General features: G+C 39.6%; 15 protein-coding genes and 1 pseudogene. 9 read left to right on the forward strand and 7 right to left on the reverse strand.

Annotation, left to right across the window (positions count from 1 at the left end; all coding sequences use genetic code 11):
• Positions 1–23: 23 nt before the first annotated feature.
• Positions 24–1535 (forward strand): thioredoxin domain-containing protein, encoded by a 1512-nt coding sequence (locus HQQ94_RS21740; protein WP_173296370.1) that lies wholly within the window; start codon positions 24–26, stop codon positions 1533–1535.
• Between the two features lie 462 nt (positions 1536–1997).
• Here HQQ94_RS21740 and HQQ94_RS21745 read toward each other — a convergent pair whose 3' ends face one another.
• The 3 genes from HQQ94_RS21745 to HQQ94_RS21755 form a co-directional block, all read right to left on the reverse strand.
• Positions 1998–3020 (reverse strand): transposase, encoded by a 1023-nt coding sequence (locus HQQ94_RS21745; RefSeq protein WP_173295199.1) that lies wholly within the window; start codon positions 3018–3020, stop codon positions 1998–2000.
• Between the two features lie 571 nt (positions 3021–3591).
• Complete coding sequence (locus HQQ94_RS21750; protein WP_173296371.1) at positions 3592–4086, reverse strand: GNAT family N-acetyltransferase; 495 nt, start codon at positions 4084–4086, stop codon at positions 3592–3594.
• 1252 nt (positions 4087–5338) lie between these two features.
• Positions 5339–6316, reverse strand: a complete 978-nt coding sequence (locus HQQ94_RS21755; protein WP_173296372.1) for a transposase — start codon at positions 6314–6316, stop codon at positions 5339–5341.
• 118 nt (positions 6317–6434) lie between these two features.
• Between HQQ94_RS21755 and HQQ94_RS21760 the strand changes: the two genes are divergently transcribed.
• Complete coding sequence (locus HQQ94_RS21760) at positions 6435–6596, forward strand: hypothetical protein (RefSeq protein WP_173296373.1); 162 nt, start codon at positions 6435–6437, stop codon at positions 6594–6596.
• Here the strand turns inward: HQQ94_RS21760 and HQQ94_RS21765 are convergent.
• Positions 6593–7480: a LysR family transcriptional regulator gene (locus tag HQQ94_RS21765; protein WP_173296374.1), complete on the reverse strand. Its 888-nt coding sequence runs from the start codon at positions 7478–7480 to the stop codon at positions 6593–6595. The genes HQQ94_RS21760 and HQQ94_RS21765 overlap by 4 nt on opposite strands.
• A 215-nt stretch (positions 7481–7695) precedes the next feature.
• On the opposite strand from HQQ94_RS21765, the gene HQQ94_RS21770 reads away from it, so the two are divergent.
• A complete protein-coding gene (locus tag HQQ94_RS21770; protein WP_173296375.1) occupies positions 7696–8610 on the forward strand; it encodes an MBL fold metallo-hydrolase in 915 nt (304 codons plus the stop codon).
• Between the two features lie 577 nt (positions 8611–9187).
• Here HQQ94_RS21770 and HQQ94_RS21775 read toward each other — a convergent pair.
• Positions 9188–10227, reverse strand: a pseudogene (locus tag HQQ94_RS21775) (IS110 family transposase).
• A gap of 211 nt (positions 10228–10438) precedes the next feature.
• On the opposite strand from HQQ94_RS21775, the gene HQQ94_RS21780 reads away from it, so the two are divergent.
• Positions 10439–11179 carry a hypothetical protein gene (locus HQQ94_RS21780; protein ID WP_173296376.1) on the forward strand — a complete coding sequence of 247 codons (741 nt, stop codon included), beginning with the start codon at positions 10439–10441 and terminating at the stop codon, positions 11177–11179.
• A 31-nt stretch (positions 11180–11210) separates the two neighbouring features.
• Here the strand turns inward: HQQ94_RS21780 and HQQ94_RS21785 are convergent, their stop codons facing one another.
• Positions 11211–11606, reverse strand: coding sequence for a DUF1090 domain-containing protein (locus HQQ94_RS21785; protein WP_173296377.1), 396 nt, complete (start codon positions 11604–11606; stop codon positions 11211–11213).
• Positions 11607–12008: 402 nt separating this feature from the next.
• Between HQQ94_RS21785 and HQQ94_RS21790 the strand changes: the two genes are divergently transcribed.
• Positions 12009–12350, forward strand: a complete 342-nt coding sequence (locus tag HQQ94_RS21790) for a cupin domain-containing protein (RefSeq protein WP_173296378.1) — start codon at positions 12009–12011, stop codon at positions 12348–12350.
• 1 nt (position 12351) lies between these two features.
• Positions 12352–13419 (forward strand): Gfo/Idh/MocA family oxidoreductase, encoded by a 1068-nt coding sequence (locus HQQ94_RS21795; protein WP_173296379.1) that lies wholly within the window; start codon positions 12352–12354, stop codon positions 13417–13419.
• A gap of 96 nt (positions 13420–13515) precedes the next feature.
• Here HQQ94_RS21795 and HQQ94_RS21800 read toward each other — a convergent pair whose 3' ends face one another.
• Positions 13516–14421, reverse strand: coding sequence for a LysR family transcriptional regulator (locus HQQ94_RS21800; RefSeq protein WP_254304124.1), 906 nt, complete (start codon positions 14419–14421; stop codon positions 13516–13518).
• 76 nt (positions 14422–14497) lie between these two features.
• Here HQQ94_RS21800 and HQQ94_RS21805 point away from each other — a divergent pair, with 76 nt between their 5' ends.
• The 3 genes from HQQ94_RS21805 (at position 14498) to HQQ94_RS21815 (ending at position 17926) form a co-directional block, all read left to right on the forward strand.
• The gene (locus HQQ94_RS21805) at positions 14498–15187 is read left to right on the forward strand and encodes a glutathione S-transferase family protein (RefSeq protein ID WP_173296380.1); all 690 of its coding nucleotides are present in this window, start codon (positions 14498–14500) and stop codon (positions 15185–15187) included.
• Between the two features lie 243 nt (positions 15188–15430).
• Positions 15431–16159, forward strand: a complete 729-nt coding sequence (locus HQQ94_RS21810; protein WP_309247267.1) for a transporter substrate-binding domain-containing protein — start codon at positions 15431–15433, stop codon at positions 16157–16159.
• Between the two features lie 156 nt (positions 16160–16315).
• A complete protein-coding gene (locus tag HQQ94_RS21815) occupies positions 16316–17926 on the forward strand; it encodes a M91 family zinc metallopeptidase (protein ID WP_173296382.1) in 1611 nt (536 codons plus the stop codon).
• The last annotated feature ends 1 nt before the right edge of the window (position 17927 follow it).

Consider the following 17927-nt stretch of genomic DNA (forward strand, 5'->3'; position numbering starts at 1 on the left):
TGAGTCGTCATCAGGTCTACACAATGAAAAAACATATTTTCTATTTCAGCTTATTACTATCTTTTATGATGATCGGCTGTCATCGCCCAGAACAGGCTCACGTTAATACCGAACCTGCTCCCAAACCAGTCAGCATCGCCGGAGAGGAGCAGGAAAACATTGTCGCTAAAATCGATAACCAAGTGATTTTAATGACCGAAATAGATGCCCCTATTGCACTCAAACTGTTCGATCTTGAGTGGCATAAATACCAATTAAGAAAAGCTGCCCTTAATACCCTTATTGCCGCTAAAGCCAATAATAAACAATCCAGTACTAGCAAACAGATGGCCGCTGAAGTCGAGGTATTACTCACTCCGCCACCCGCACCCAGAATCACCCTGCCACAAACCGACAAACCCATCAAAGGCAACCCAACAGCCGAGATCAAATTGTCGCTATTTTGTAGCTATCAATCTTCTCATTGTGCACGACTACAGCCAGAATTAAGGTTATTAGAGTCTCGTTACGGCAAGCTGATTAATATGACTTTTTATGATTTACCGCAACCGTTTCACCGTTACGGCAAAGCCGCCGCAAATGCCAGTCTTTGCGCAGCAGAATTTAACGCACAATGGCAATATCAAGCCGCTTTATATAGTGATATAAATCAGTTAAACCGAGACAGATACCTGATCATTGCCAATCAACTAGGTTTAAACGAAACCAGTTTTACTCACTGTATCGACTTCAGGCAATATCAAGATAAATTGGATGCCGATCTCGAACTTGCCCACCAGCTAGGGCTCGGTAATGTGCCTGTACTCTTCACCAATGGCCTATACACCAAAGGCCCTAATACCGCCGATGGATACAGTTACTATATCAATCAAGAATTGATACGTTTAGGTCTTCCTATCCCATCAAAACTACCGCTCACGCTCGTTTCAACATCAATCAAAACACCACACAATGACTCAAGCGCAAGCTTAAAAACGATTAATGATCAAAAAATTATCGAATATGCTTATGGTGACATGATTGACAAGAATGTCACGTTAACGACCATTGAACCGCAGCGGATTTTATTAAACAATCACGGCCAAATGGAGTTTTTATTACTCACCCCTCTTGCTGAGCAACGAGTGACTGCACGTACATTCAATACTGACGATAATCATTTAAGCACCAATAAGATTCCAGCAACCGAAACTCAAACACAAGTCCTACAACAACTACCAACTACTGCCAAGATGCTATTATCCAAGCACTGGCTATCCCAGCAGCTGACGAATAAAAAAGAGTTGGCTAAGCATTTTCATGCCACGGCACACCAAATAGAAGGCGTTCATTTACTTAAATTAACCGAAATAGACAGAAGTGAATTCTATAAAACCTTAGGCCTAAAATCAGAAGATGTGATATTACAAGTTAACAACCAATGGGTGCACGAAGAAGCAAATCCCCTGTGGGATGCACTCAGCGAAGAAAATATCACTCTGTTAGTGATGAGAGAAGGGTTTCCCATGAGATTTGATTATAGAACCCAGCAGTAAGGGCTGCCTCTAAACTTAACGTGTCTTTGACATTGGTTTCATTGGGCAGGTTTGATGTTTGGTCGCTTGCTCATGACCATCATTATATGGTGTTAATTGCTTGCAGCAGGTGCCATACAGGGATTGTATCAATGTCGTGAAGGCAGGATGCCTAAGAACGACCTGATGTGCAGATACTTCTGCGGCGCGCTGGCTCTTGATTTCATAAGAGTCTTCCATGTAAGCTCGACGATGGCATCCATGCCATCAACGGCCGCAGCTTCATCTACACCTTTATCAAAAGCAAAGCATGGTTTCTTCGATTGAACTTTGGTAGCTGCTAGCACGGTTTTGGATAGAAGTGTGCTAGAGCTTATGCTCTGATTAGGGCGATTCAGATTAGAAAAAGTATCTTGGTTTATTCGAAACCCCTAATTATTTCCAAGCATTTGTAGATGATTGCTCGATCTCAGTGATATACGACTAAGGCGAGGGGTGAAGTGCATCGCTACTGGCCTTACCTTTGCACCATTGACCACTGTGATGCTGTCTTTTGAAGGCACACATGGCATCCCAGCGACCACTAATACCACTGTATTGGCGGCGAAACTCTTTTGCTGAGGTGATCCAGGCATCGGATGATATACCAAGTTCATCAAGTAATTTAGGACGACTGGCGTCGATGAACCCTCTTTTGTCTGGCCTAATTGCTCTGCCAGTCCAATCGATAAGTTGTAAATAATCACAGAAATGAAATGGGATCCCTGATTGAGGTGCTAAATGAGCTGCACCATCAAATTTGGCAAGGGGGTTGAGTCGCTCACTCGGGATGAGTGTTGATTCATCATTATTTGGTTTATCAGGTGTATTTAGCGCGTTAATGCGCTCCTGAATCGACGTATAATCAGAAGCTTGCAGTGTGTCGGCTATTCCTGCTCTGATAGGGTTTAAATCAACATACATCATGCAGGCGAGTAGTGCTTGCTCATCAAGTAGAGCTTGTGACTTAAAGCGCCCTTCCCAGAAAGCCCCTTTACACTCATCTTCACGGTTGGACCTACGGGCAATCTCTTCGTTTAGGCAGCGCATAAACCAGGATATGCTAGATAAACGCTCGTGCCACTCAGTCAGTAAACCATCAAGAAGTATCCGCTCTCCTTCAATCAAAGCGTCACCATTCATGTATTTAGTGGCTACATCATGGCCCTTGGTAATCTGGCACCATCGGGTAATTATTTCACGGTGGCTCAAAGACTTGGCTTTATCCATGTCAATGTTAAGCACTAAATGGTAGTGATTGTTCATTACCGCATAAGCGCATATATCAATACAAAATATGTTCGAAAGCGCTTTGATTTTATCGACAATCCAGCCGCGACGATGCTCATAACTTTTCCCAGTGAGCTTATCTTCCCCACATAGGTAGGCCCTTCTTACACAACGATTTATTATGTGATAAAACGGCGTTGATTCTGCATCAATGAGGGTTCTTCTAGCTGACGTCATAATCGTTATCCTGAACAATACGTAGTTGAGGTAACTTAAAGGCTAGTAGAGGATGTGCTAAAGCACAAAAGATATGGCTGTCCTGACTTTACTGACTTTATCAATTTAGCAGATAAAAAAGATGCATAGGTGTTTACGAGGTCTGCATAGCACTTTTATATATATTACAAACTATTGATAATAATGAGTTAACGACAAATCCATAGGCAGCCATTGTTAATTCTCAGGGTCCATACTCGACTGACAAGCTTTATTAGCCAACATTTAATGCAACCTAACGCCTCTGTTTAAGCGGAAGGTTTATAAAACTAAGATTTAAAATACAGAGCAAAAAAAATATGAGGAGGCGATCCCCTTCTAGTGGTTAAGGTATTGATATTTAATGTAAAATAATTAGCTGGCGATCCTAATGGATCGCTATGAGTTACAAAAAGTACTACTGCTCAGCACATACCTAAAAAGCGTAAGATCTTACGCTAATATTTACTATATAAGGCATCACTTCCAACATGCTCGGGCTTGTTCAACGCTTGGGATAAGGACGCGGCTGCGCGCTGCCTATCCTAATCTGTTATATGCATTTTTCAAAGTATTGAACTGGCATATTTTGATAGTAACCGTCACCACATGCCTGGAACCCAAGCTTAAGTAGTATATGTTGAGATGGCATGTTCTCGGGCTCTGTTAGAGCAAGAATTTTCGTATAACCAATTTGACTGGCAAAAGAGAGAACAGCAGAGCTTGCTTCGAATGCATATCCCTTACCTCGAGCTGAAACCTTAAGCCGATACCCAAGTTCAACTACACTTTCGCCTTTATAATTAAATGATTCTATCCCACAATAGCCGACTAGCTCGCCAGTCGTACGTTCCACAACACAAAACTTTCCAATACCTTTGTTTTGAAATGCACTAACAAGCTCTTCAAAACGCACATCTGCTTGTTCAGGAGTCATTGCGCCAGTTGGAGAAAACGCCATAAAATCGGCATTTCCTAGTAATTTCATTACTTCACTACGATCTTGCTGAGCAAACTTTCTAAGCTCTAAACGTTCCGTTTTAATCACTGGATGCCTCCATGCATATAACAGCTTATTGATTAGCAGCAGGATAACCTCCTGCTTTCTTGTAAGTTTCTTCGCCAAAATATCACTTGTAAGTGTTTGTTGTAAATATATTATTTAACAAAACATGGTATGGTAAACCAAGCCATAGTTAAAATAAGATAAATTTACCCTTTATAACCTACAATACCCCCGAGCAAGGTTACATTTAAGCTATTGATTTTAAAGTATATTTTTATCTTTATCACTTAGTCGCTGTAATTGCACTAAGTGGACACCCATAATATTTTTAACATATCCTTGTGGTTAGAATATGTCCATCAGTCTTATGGGCTGTCTTGAGCATTCTGCTAGATAAATCACCAATAAAGCTCAATCGAAGAAACACGTTTGCTTGAAATAACAAGTGTAGATACGGCTGTGAGCTTCCAAAACAGGGATGTTTTGGCAGAGCCCACACGGAAGTGCTTGCGGCGTCTCACAGAAGCATCTACACATACCCCGCTGGAGGCGATTAATAAAAGCGAAGGTATGGCCTTCAACATTCTACCCAACACCTAATAAATCTAATCCAGAAGAATAAAAATAAAATCAGCCTTCATTCGAAAACTGAATGATTTTGGGGCATAAATAAGCCAGAAAACTAACTAACAAAATCAAATCGAAGAGACACACTTGCTTGAAATAACGGGTGTAGATACGGCTGTGAGCTTCCAAAACAGGGATGTTTTGGCAGAGCCCACATGGCCTATTCAGTTCCATACTGAATTAGGCATTTCCACCGTCCGTAGCGGTCAGAAGTGCTTGCGGCGTCTCGCAGAAGTGTCTGCACATACCCTGCTGGAGGCGATAAATAAAAGTGAAGGTTCGACCTTAAACCACCTACCATATCCCAATATAACCTCGACCCAACAATAAATGTACTATTTTGAAAATATGGCCTTCATTCAAAGGTTAGCCAACTTTGCGGCACAAACGATTTAGAAAACGTACAGCCAATAAAAAAAAATCAAAGCCAGCCATTGTTAATCAATAACATATCGACATTCCCGCGAACCTTCAACGTTCTATAACTGTCAATTTATGGGAGGTAGGAATGTTAAGCTCATATAACCTAGTGCTCTTAACAAAATGAGGTTTTTTGTCGTAAAAAGTTGATTTTCAGGCAAGGAATATCTGCTCTGTTGATAAACTGAGGAAGATGCTATTACAGGTATATTAGAGTTCTGTTGCTCTTATTACTTGAATCCAGCGGCTAGCCTACTTTAAGATACTCGCAACTATTGGAAAAGTGCCGTCGTCTTTTATTTAAGTGTTCACAGTAGCGACTTAGCTCTTGCAGTGTCCCTACTGGTCCATGAAATAGTTGCCCAAAATCTGTGGTAATTTTGAGCCAATTGTCAGCAGGAATGTTTAACCTCATTAATATCTTATCTGCATTGGCTGAGATGGCTCCGCGTTTATCATCTCGAATAATACGACCTGTTTCATCAATTAATTCAAGATAGTCTTTCAGCGCGAAGTTTATGCCTTTGGGTTGATTAAGTCGTTCATCCCCAATAAAGGGCAGTAATCTGGCGGGTTGCTTTCCATTGATTGCCGCGTTGACTCGCAATTGAAGGCTGGTGTAGTCTGAATTCTCTGGCGTATTGGCCATTTTAGCCCGAATCGGATTAAGTTCAACGTAGGCCATACAAGCCAGCACTGCCGCTTCATCCAAAAGCGCTTGAGATTTAAACCGTCCTTCCCAGAAATGCCCCGTACAGTTATCTTCAAAGTTGGCTTGCCTAGCAATGGGCTCATTAAGACATCGCATAAACCAGCTAATATCACTCAGCCGTGAGCGGTAAGTCGCAATAAGATGTTTTAACTGACTCACTTGGTGCTCATCAATCACTTCACCTCGAGCAAATTTTTGTGTGAGTGCTGTGCCGTTAAAGCATTGATGCCATTGTTCTACCACCTCCCTATCTGACCAGACATTGGCTTTATCTAAATCGATATATAACACAATATGCAAATGATTACTCATCACCGCATAGGCAGCCACATCAATCGCAAAAACGTCAGATAATTTAAGCATTTGCGCCTCAACCCAACCGCGTCGATGGTCATAGTTTTTACCTGTGTACTTATCGTCACCACAGAGATATGCGCGGCGCACGACACGGCTACAACAATGATAATAAGGCGTATCTTCGATACTGATTAGCGTTCTTCTAGGCTGTGGCATAACTCACTCCAATGACATCACCATGATTAAATTTTAGTCACAGCGACAGAGAAGTGCAATTAACGATGGCTGTCTATGGATTATTACAGTCTATGGATTATTACAACGATGGCTGTCTATGGATTATTATCGTCAACATATCTTGAGTTATCGCAGTGAAGACATGATAACTTTTATTACCATCATTGAGCAAGATCAGAGTTATCAATCCATGGTCAATGCCTATCAGAATACAGATAACAATGAAGTGCCTTTTATTCGGCATTCATTCTTGAGTTAAACAGTGATATCACTAATTTTTTTGGTTAACTGTTCAATAAATTCCTTGGTTTTCTTCGGTAGAAACCTTCTTTCGGTATAAACGGCATTAACCATAAATCCTTTGACAGGATGAGAAGGTAATAATCTAATGAGTTTGCCTTTTTTTAAATCATCCTCATATAACCACGCAGGTCCTAGGTTGACTCCTGATCCGTTTATCACCAAATATCGAATTGCATTCAGGCTATTTACCGCCATATTACTTGACATATTTGAGTGACGAAAGACGCTACCATCTTTGAATTCAATACTGCTCCGGCCCTGGGCTGCAGAGTACAGTACAAAATTATGATTAACTAAGTCACTAGGTGATTGAGGCAGACCGTACTGATTAACATACTCAGGATTAGCAACAAGAACACGCGAAATCTCACCGACTTTTTTTACAATTAAATTAGAATCAGGTAAGGGACCGATTCGAATTGCTACATCTAAATTTTTCTCCGCTAGATTATCGATATCACTGCTTAAGATCAGTTCAACTTTTAATTCTGGCGCCTCTCTTTGCATATCTAGGACAACCGGAGTTATCAATTTTTCTGCAAGATCAAAAGTCGAACCGATACGAAGTTTACCTTTAATGGTCGTTACACCACTGAGGATTTCTTCTTCTAGAGCCATCTGTTCATCAATGATTCTCTTTAAGCCTATATAGTAAGCCTGCCCAAGTTCCGTGGGGTGAGTTCTTGATGTTGAACGATGTAACAGTTTGATTTTCAGCCGTTCTTCAAGCGCCGCAATTTTCCTGCTTAAAGATGAAGGCTCCATGTTTAAGAGCTTGGCAGCTTGCTTGAAGCTACCCGTTTCAACGACATGTAGAAAGGCTTGTTCTGAAGTGCTCATAATAGTTAATTGCAAATATGACAATTAGTGAATGCATATTATCATCTTCATAACTTAATTAACAATATGCTAGTCTCACAATACAAACAGCACAGCTAACAAATGAGTATTTAATCACAGATAAACAATAACTTAATTAGTTTCAGTCATTCGTTAAACCTTGTGTGACTAACTGTCAGGTATGTTATTCAAATTGACATCATAATGGAGTAAATATGTATAGATTAATATCAAGTTTAAAAGTAAGTTTACTGATCGCCATGTTAATCGTGACTCAATTCGCTGTCGCGCAAAGTAACCGTCAAACCACATTAGCAGTAGCTGACAATATCTATTCCTTTAGCGTAAACGGTGAGTACATTTCTTTGTTTATCGTGACCGATGACGGTGTCATGGTATTTGACCCTATCAATACCCCACATGCAGAAGCAATGGTTAAGGAGATCAAGAAGATCACCAATAAACCAATAAAGTATGTTTTACATAGCCACAACCACTGGGATCATGCTGGCGGGGGGCAAGTGTTTATCAATGAAGGGGCAATGACACTAGCCCATGAAGAAGCAACGGCTTGGATGAAGGCAAATCCAAACAGAGATATGATCCCCCCCACAAAGTCGTGGACTGGCAGCAGAGCAGATATTCAACTCGGTGGAACAACAGTAGAATTACATTACTTGGGCATGAACCATGGCTTGGGTATGACAGTGTTTGTCTTGCCACAATCTAGAGTGGCATATATTGCAGACATTGTGACACCTAATCGAGTTATCTTCTCTGTCGTACCAGATTTCAACATTAGAGAATGGGAGAGAAGTTTATCTGAAATTCTTGAATTAGAATTCGATACCGCAGTGTTTTCTCACAATGAAGCTGATACACCTTTAGCGGGGGGAACAAAGGAAGATGTCGTACAGCAATTGGAATACATTCAAGATTTACGCGATGGTTTCTATGCGGAATTACAAAAGGGGACCAACCCATTCATGATCCCAACAATGTTAACCTTGCCAAAATATAAGCACTGGGTTGGTTATGATGATTGGTTAGAGATGAATGTTTGGCGCATTCTGACAGATGAGTTTATGGGGCCTTACCCTTGGCGAGCAGAACCTGCAAATAACCAGTAATAAGAGTACAACGACCTTGCCATACACAAGTCATTGATGGCTTTGTTCTGTATTGCAGGTAAAACAACTCAGTGTTCAAAAATTGGATCATCCTAGTGAACAGCTACCATAGAGTTCACTTTCCAGCTCTGATCAAACGATTTATGGAGCCTCATTGGTTGCAATCCCCTCATGACATATATGGACGCTCCCGGTTAGTCAAGGTAATACTCATCTAACCAAGGTATTTTTGACCTTAGTTTCTTTGTTAACTATTACCTCTCGTTACGTGTTTATTGACTGACTCTTTTCGCTTTAAGCGATAGTGCTGACATATATACGGGCTTAACACGTTCTCTTTTTAGAGAAAATGCGCCCCTGATGAATTCCGTACCTACACACCCAAAAATAAAATACACCCAGTCGGGTTATTTACCCTTGTCTCTAACGGGTTTATGCAGGATGAACTGAGTCTTTTGTCATCAATTTAACCACTTCTCTAAGAGGTGACTATCAAGTGCTCACTACACCCAGTCGGGCTCAGTATCGGCTCTTGTCTTGAACGAGCTTTGCTTGATAGTCGATACCATTAACATTATCAGACGCATGATATTATCTCTGCCGTTTGGCCGCTTTGTGCTTGATAACGTGTTTGTTTTTTTAATAATATCCACATCAGCCTTGCCAGTTTATGTGCTGTCGCTACCGTGGCCTTATTAAAACCTATTCGCGCTTTTAATTGAGTTACCCATTGGTTGAGTGCGTCATCTTTTTGTGTGCATGACTAACAACGGTTCTCGCCCCATGGATGAGTTGTTTTCTTAAATAGCTGTCACCACGCTTAGTAATACCATAAAGCTGGCTTTTATTTCCTGAGGCATATTGCCTCGGTGTTAGCCCAAGCCAGACAGCGAGTTCTTTAGGGGTATTAAAAGCCTGGCCTTTGTCGATACAAGCTTCAAAAGCGGAGGCTATTACATGACCAATACCCGGTATACTGAGCAGTATCTGTCCTGTTTCGGTTTGCTCTACTTTCTGTTTTATCAACTTATTGAGGTCTTTGAGTTGCTTAGTTATTTGCAAGTATTCATCATAAACTTGGTTGAGGAGATATCTGAGTAAAGGTCTCTGCTCACTGTCATTGATGATATCCCAGATGTTTTGTTCAAAAGCGGTAAAACCTTGTGGGAAAACAAAGCCAAAATCAACCAATAATCCTCGAATTTGATTGGTGCAAGCAATGCGCTGCTTGATTAACCGGTCTCTTATTCTATGCATCATCAAGACCTCTTGCTGAGCCTCTGACTTAATTGGCACAAAACGAATATTAGGTCTTGAACTTGCTTCAAAGATAGCTAATGCATCGTTACTGTCATTTTTATTGCCGCGAACAAATGGGGTAACATGTTGAGCGGGTATCAACTTAACGTTATGGCCAAATTGTAAACCGACACGCCCCCAATAGTGTGATGAATAACAGGCCTCCATAACCACAGTGCAAGCAGGCGTGTTGCATAACAGCTCTTTAAGCTGATTTCTGTTCAGCCGTTTGTTATAGACTTTCTTAGCATCTGCAGTCATTCCAAGTACTTGGAATACATTCTTTGCAAGATCGATAGCAATAGTGGTAACTTTCATAGTGGACGCTCCTTAATGTAACTGAATGGTCAACATCAGTTTGGCGCATTGACGCCGAATTAGGGGGCGTCCATCTCATCACCCATTCGATACTGATAAAAATAGCAAAGCATGGAAATAGGCGGCACAAGCACAATTTCTTCTATACTGCAGTTATTGTATTTCTTGTCGCTGCGAGTATTGAAACATGCATCAACGATTCCTGCGGATAATGTGTAGCATCATACTCGCCACCATCAGTATCACAGCACACACAGCAGATAAGCAACACATCAAGCTTGCTTTTATTGCTGATCCCAGTACCAACCTCTATATGAAATTTTCAGAACTCGTGTATATCGACGCTTTTAATCGCTTAAATATCGACGTTTCTTTTATTGTGCTCCCTCCGCTCAGAGCCAGTAATATGGCAGATTTAGGTAAAATAGATGGAGAAATAGCAAGACATAAAAAATATAGCGATGCACACCCTAATCTAATTCGTATCAATGAGCCTCTTTTCAATAGTGCGCTAAGTGCTTTTACTATCAATCCAGCCATTAAGATAAAATCATGGGGCGACATTAAAAATAGCCAATATAAAGTTGAGTATTATCGCGGCGTAGAAGTAGCTCAACAGCGACTCTCTCAGCTCGTTCCTGCTAGTGATCTTACTGACTCATCCTACCCTATTAATTCACTACGTAGATTACTTCGTGGCAGAATTGATATTTACATAGATGCACCTACAATCGTCAATGCATTACTAGTAACACCTGAGTTTACCGACAAAAACATCCAACTTATTGCAACATTAGAAGAAGGTGAAGTATATAGTTATCTACATAAGCAACATGCTGAAGTTGCTATAAAATTAGCGCAAACGTTCAAAGTAATGAAATCAGAGGGTGTATTTGCTGCCTACTTAGAGCAAGCTAAACAATTTATGTTGGCAAAAAACGACATTAAATAAAACCCAACTGTACAATACCTAGCCATCTCGTTTATTCTAACTCTGCAGACTCAACTTTCAATCGTGATATTTGCTCACGTTTTTCTGCCATTTTTCTTTGATACTTTTCAATCTTGTCCTTTTTATTATCGGCTTTGGCTTCATCTAGATCTGATTGATATTCTTCTATATCATCGCTAGCATCATCAATTTTATTTTGTATCTCATCACGTAACCCTTGTGTTGAACAATTATTTTTAGCATAGGCTAAAGCTTTATTTAAGCCATTAACCTTAGATTCATTGTTGTTAGATTTAGCGATTGATAATTGATCATTTATCTCACAAAACTTTCTTTCACAAGCTTTAACCTTGTTACAATCAGCAGCATAAACATGACTTGCTGCACCCAAAAAAACACATAAGCCTACCGTATAGAGAGTTTTCACTTAATCACCTTTTAAATTTGCATCTATTCTTATCTCACCATTTTAGCAAGTCGAAATCAAAATGTGAATCATCCTACCAATACCTGCCTACTAGTCAGACCGAATAAACCCTCCGACATATTGACAATATTAACTGATCTCCCAGATGAAAATACTGTTCAAAAAAATCGGTAAAACCAGCCAATTGAATTAGGTTAGAAGAGGTAAAATAGAGCAACTGGAGCTATTTAAACGTTAGTCACTTGCTGCCAATTTTTGAGTATGACAGCATCATCAAGTTACTTAGACTTTTAGCCTATCATCACCACTTTTCAGTACCGCTGTTGGCCACCAAACTCACTGCTGACCCCTAATCAATTTGAACCCTGTTAAAACCAACATATTGTCGTCATGGAGATAAAAATGAGCACAGTAAAGATCCTTAATATTCAAGATGTAGAACAAAAAAAAGCCCATTGTGGACACATTCGACGCATGACAGAAGACGACACAGCAAGATTTCATCATTTAATTGTCGATAATTCTGAGCGTCATTATCATAAAACAACGACTGAATATTATTTAGTGCTTAATGGCAAGGGGCAAGTATATTTGGACGGCGAAATTTACAATATTAAAAAAGGCGATTTAATCACTATCCCACCCGGTATCACCCATAACGCCATAGAACAAAATGGCCCTTTAGAGATCATGGTAATAGAAGTTCCGCCTGCCAATGGAGACGTTGTTAAGGTCAGTAAATAACATGCAATACATCCAGATAGGATATGGCAACATAGCCCCATTACATATCAAAAAACTTCAAAAGCTAGGCGCTACTGTCATAGGTGTCATTGAAACAAACACAATAAACCAACAACGTGCCATACAAGATGGTTTTCAAATTATCCCTTCTTATTTTAAGGCTGCTGAATACAAACCTGATTTTTGGGATATCTGTACTCCAACAGACAACCATCTTGATGCATTAAAAAGTATTATTTTAACTCAGCCTAATGCAGCCATAATCATAGAAAAACCAGTCTGTCATTACACACAACTGGATGAACTCAAGTTGATTCTGTCTACATATTCAGGAAAATTAGTTGTGAATGAAAATTACTTTTCGTCACGAATATCCAGCATGATAAAAGCAATAGTATGTAAACAAGGAATTAGCATAAAGAACATCAGTATTGAAATGTCAAAAAATCGCTTGAATGATTTTAAGCGAGGTCGATTTATTGATACTGAGTTTGGTGCAATCGGCTACGAAGGGCCACATATGCTGGCGCTTTGTTATCAATTAGGCCGCGAGTTTTTACCAAAAAACATACTCAACATTGAAGATGTCGACCTTTACATCCCTTTTACTGCTAATGGTTGCTTTCTTGCTGGGCAAAGCTCTTCTCTCATACATTATCAAGCACATAATGATGTTTCTGTTGAACTATATACCTCGCTTGAAGGTCATGTACGGAATCATTTGCCTATTATTTACGGGCTGCCTCAACTACCAAAGCAGTTGCATGGACAACAAAGACACAGAATCATGTCTATCAAAGGCATCAATACGGCAGGCGATAACATTAATATCATCGGACTTCATGAACCTATATTAGGCTGCAAACGTGCTCAAGGAATTGTTGCAGTAGAGAAAAATGGTATATGTCAGGTCATTCATCGGCCCCTTTTCGATGACTCCATGTATCTGCATTTACATCGCACATTAAAGTATTTTCAAGGACAAGGTAAAAATCCAACCTCGATTCAAGTTGCAGTCGATATAGTCAAAAGCTTAGGGGAATTTTGCCATGCTAAGGAGCTTGCCTGATCAGAATTAAATTCTGAAACAATATCTTGCACCGCTTCATCGCAAGAGCTGCTGGTATTATCAAAAAGGTCTCAGGTGGCAACAAGTCTGGCGGAGCTAGCCTATGTAGTCCTCAATACGACTCGGCTTCTTATCTGTAAACCCCTTTACCACTTGTTGTGCCAGCTCAGCAGAAAAAGATGATCGCGCACCAGAGGAGATAACCAGCGCGATCCCTATGCTGGGTAATTTAGGCAAAGCATCAGACTCAAGGATAAAGCTATCTTTTCCTGCGCTTAATTTAGCCATTGCACCCAACCCAAGACCTTGTTTAACCATACCTTTGATTGCTGTAGCACTACTGCTACAAGCCATCAAACGATAGGGTTGTCCCAATTTAATTAACCCATCTATGGCGGCAAGATGAAACTTACAATCTTTTTGAAATAAGACTATAGGTAATGGGTCTTGTGTCATTAAGTCTGTCTCTTCGGTCCCAATCCACACACCCATGTCGGTCGTTAGTAGGTAGCCTTCATCGGAATCTGGCAAGCGCGTCACAATGGCAGCATCCAGCTCACCATTGTCGAGCATCACACGAATAAGGTAACTGGATGTACACGTCACTTGCAGATCAAGTTGAGGTAGGTACTGGTGTAATAAAGATACAATTGGTGGCAAAATAGAATCTGCATAATCATCCGGACACCCTAGATGTATGCTATGCCTTACATTAGTAGCCTTTAGTGCAACCACAGCTTCATCATGTAGCTGTAATAATGACTTAGCGTACAGAGCTAAACGCCGCCCTTCAACAGAGAGGATTAAATGCCTGCCATGCTTCTCAAATAAATCTCGACCTAATTCATCTTCTAAGCGTTTCATCTGCATACTCACTGCAGATTGGGTTTTATGGGTTTGTTTTGCCGCTCGAGTGAAACTCCCTGTTTCCACAAAAGCAATGAAACCTCTTAATGCATCAATATCCATCTCTTTCAACCATTCCATTTCTTGATAGATCATATCAAATCTATTCGTTAGTCAACATACTAAAAAGTTCATATAGTAGTCACATAATGATAAAACTAAAGGCAATATGATGGAACTATATATAGGAAATAAAAATTACTCCAGCTGGTCACTAAGAGCCTGGTTAATGCTTGAAAAATCAGAGATTAAATTTGACGAGATCAAGTTAAGACTTTTTACTACTGACTTTTATCATCAACTAGAAAAGATTTCACCAAGCTTAAGAGTCCCTGTTATCGTCGACGGCAACATTACCGTATGGGATTCCTTAGCAATCTGCGAATACATCAATGATACTTATATATCTGGTACTGCTTGGCCCAAAGATCCGGCACAAAAAGCAACTGCACGCTCTCTTGCCTGCGAAATGCATTCCGGCTTTAATGCACTGCGCAATGAGCTACCAATGAATATTCGTGCCACACGTAGTATCGAACTAAGCAAGGCCGCGAAACAAGATATTAAACGAATTGATGAGCTCTGGTCCCAGCAAATGGCTGAATTTGATTTACAACATTCAGGTAGCTGGCTATTCGGTGAATGGTCTATCGCCGATATGATGTTTGCACCAGTCGTTATGCGCTTTAACACCTATGACATAAAAATTTCTAATGCTTCACACCGCTACATGAAACATGTGATAGAATCACCAGAGATGCAGCGCTGGATCGCTGCCGCACTAAAAGAAACTGATATCGTCGATGAAGATGAAGCCGGAATTGAACTTCATACTACGCCAACAGCCATACACTCCACCTAATCTATGTTCTTAACAGCCTACCTAATATAAACACGAATCTCAGTTCCTGAGCTAAACTCAATATATTATATAATTTAACTCACACCTCTAGGCACTATGTTATAGGTGAATAGTGCCTATTTTAACTTTTCTAGCACTCTGGGTGCTGAGTCAACTGGGACTTTTATGAAGCATATACAGCTAAAAGCCTGTATTTTATTATTTTTATCTCTTTCTCCGTTACTCTCAGCAACAGAGGTGAAAGTGAATATTTATGCCGATGACTCCTACCCACCTTATTCCTATAGTGAAGATGGTGCATTAAAGGGGATTTATATTGATATTCTCAAAAAAATTTTTGCAAAAATGAATAATTATAAAATTACAATCAATCCAATTGCTTGGAAGCTAGGCTTATCTTATATGGAAAGTGGGAAAGGATTTGCCCTTTCCCCGCCATACCATAGAACCAAAGAAAGGCCTTATATCTGGCCATACTCAATTCCAATCTTAGATGAAAGAATCATTGTCGTGTGTCGTGCTAAAGTACTCTCTCGTACGATTAGAACAATTTGGCCAGATGATTACTATGGCTTAATTATTGGCCTAAACTCAGGGTTTACCTTGGGTGGAGCGAAATTTTGGCAAGCGGTAAAAGATAAAAAAATAACTATAAGTGAAGCCGACGGCAGTGAAAAGAGCATCATGATGCTGGGTAACAAAAAAACTGATTGCTATATGAATGATAGAATTTCAACTTTCTGGACACTTAAGCAATTAAAAGCTGCAGGTCAATATGATGAAGGTGGAAAACATGAGCAATTGGTGGAAGGAACAACCATCAGTATTGAGCAAGGGTTTTTAGGCTTTACCGCTAAAGGAGGGGATAAATACCCATATATGGATGACTTTATTATGCAATTCAATAAAGAAATTTACATCATGAGAAGAAGTGGTGAGCTACAAAAAATTATTGATGATTTCATTAGATAACCTTTAGTATTAAAACCGCTAATCATCCATAACCCGCATCTAGATCAATTTAACAAAATCAATTAGCTGATATGTTATATCGATACTCATAATAAGTCTTAGATTTAATATTAAAAATATTATTTTTGATGACGCTTTTTTTGGATATTCGTCATTATGAACAGGTCAATACTCAGCATCTACCTATTTATTTTTTACAGTTTAATACTAATTCCTACTCATTGTTATGCCTCCTTATTTTTAACCCCCCCAGATGGAGAAAACATTATTGCAATTAATGATGCGGCTGGCGATTTATTTATTGTGACCTCTGGAGTTTACGTGCAGACCAATGATGAAGTTTTTCTACATGATATTTCAGCATTAATCAATCGATTAAAATCTTCAAAGTCTGGTCAAGCATTATTAAAACAAGTGGCGGAGTATGCTCCAATATCTCCTCCGGGAATCGAACCAGCAAAGGCTTTCGATTTTAACTCTATAAAAATGGATGTTAATGTCAATGTTATTATCAGACAAAGCACCGACGATAAAAGGTTTGTAGCAGAGCCAATATTAACCGACTTAAGTAAGATAACCAATGCTTCTAATGGTTTAGGTGTACCTACGGTTATCTACTTTGATACGCAGAACAGCATTTACCTCCCAGGAACGGATGAAGTGATGGATTTAGCTGTCGCACTAGGGCATGAACTTATTCACGCCAGAGATTACTTAAGTGGCGGAATACCTAAAGGTATTAGAACGCTTCACAATATAACATTACCACAATCACATCATGGTAGTGATGAGGTTATCAAGCTCAATGTGGATTTACAAAGAAGAGAATACGAAGCAACCGGCATCGCATATAGCAATGAGTCAGCTCTATCTTTAAATGCACTCACACCTACTCGTGAAAAATCTTTGCATATTAGACAACAATGGAAATCAGCATGGCGTAGTGCATTACAATCAAATAAAATAACGAGTGATATGTATCAACGTAACATTGCAAAAATAACCCCTTTTAAACATGAAAAACCCATCTCTGAATTCCATATTGCATCAGAGCTATCCGCGCCTAAACGTAACATGTATTGGCCTAAAGACTTGTATGATTATGAGCTCACTTCTGTGCTGAGTCCTGCAGAAAAGCTAACTCGTAAATTATTGACTAAATTTAATGGCCACGGCCAACTGAAGCATATAAAAAATAAAATAATGGAGATGGCTAGTATTGAAAAGAATACCGCAGTAACGTTTATCTCGCCTTATTTCTCAGGCATTAAACACCTAGGTTCGCTAAAAGAAACCGATAAGAAAATGCTGGCTTTTGCCGCTAAAAATAATATGAATGTAAAAATAATTTTACCACACAACTTATCAGGACAAACACTCATAGACGCACAAACCGATGTTATAAAAAGAAAAAACTTATATCATGCGTATAAAAAAGGGCTTGCGGTTAACAGGGCAGAATCTTCATTTACTACCGTATACTTTAAAGATGATCAATTCATTGATGCCGCATCTGATTTACATAAAATTCAATCTTTTACTCTAATAGGTGATAGCACTAATGATATCAGCTTAAAAATAGCGAAGGTACTACATCAAAAATTACGCAAACCTTTAATTATTTTACGCACCCCCGGAGAATACTTACCAATAGAACTGCTAAATCATTCTTTAGCCAAGGAGTGGGGGAAGCTTGCGAATAATAATGAAGTAACCTTAATCAGTTCTGCTGGTTTACCTCGATCAAAACGCTGCTGGAGATTATGAT

It is taken from the genome of Shewanella sp. VB17 (assembly GCF_013248905.1).
GTDB lineage: Bacteria > Pseudomonadota > Gammaproteobacteria > Enterobacterales > Shewanellaceae > Shewanella.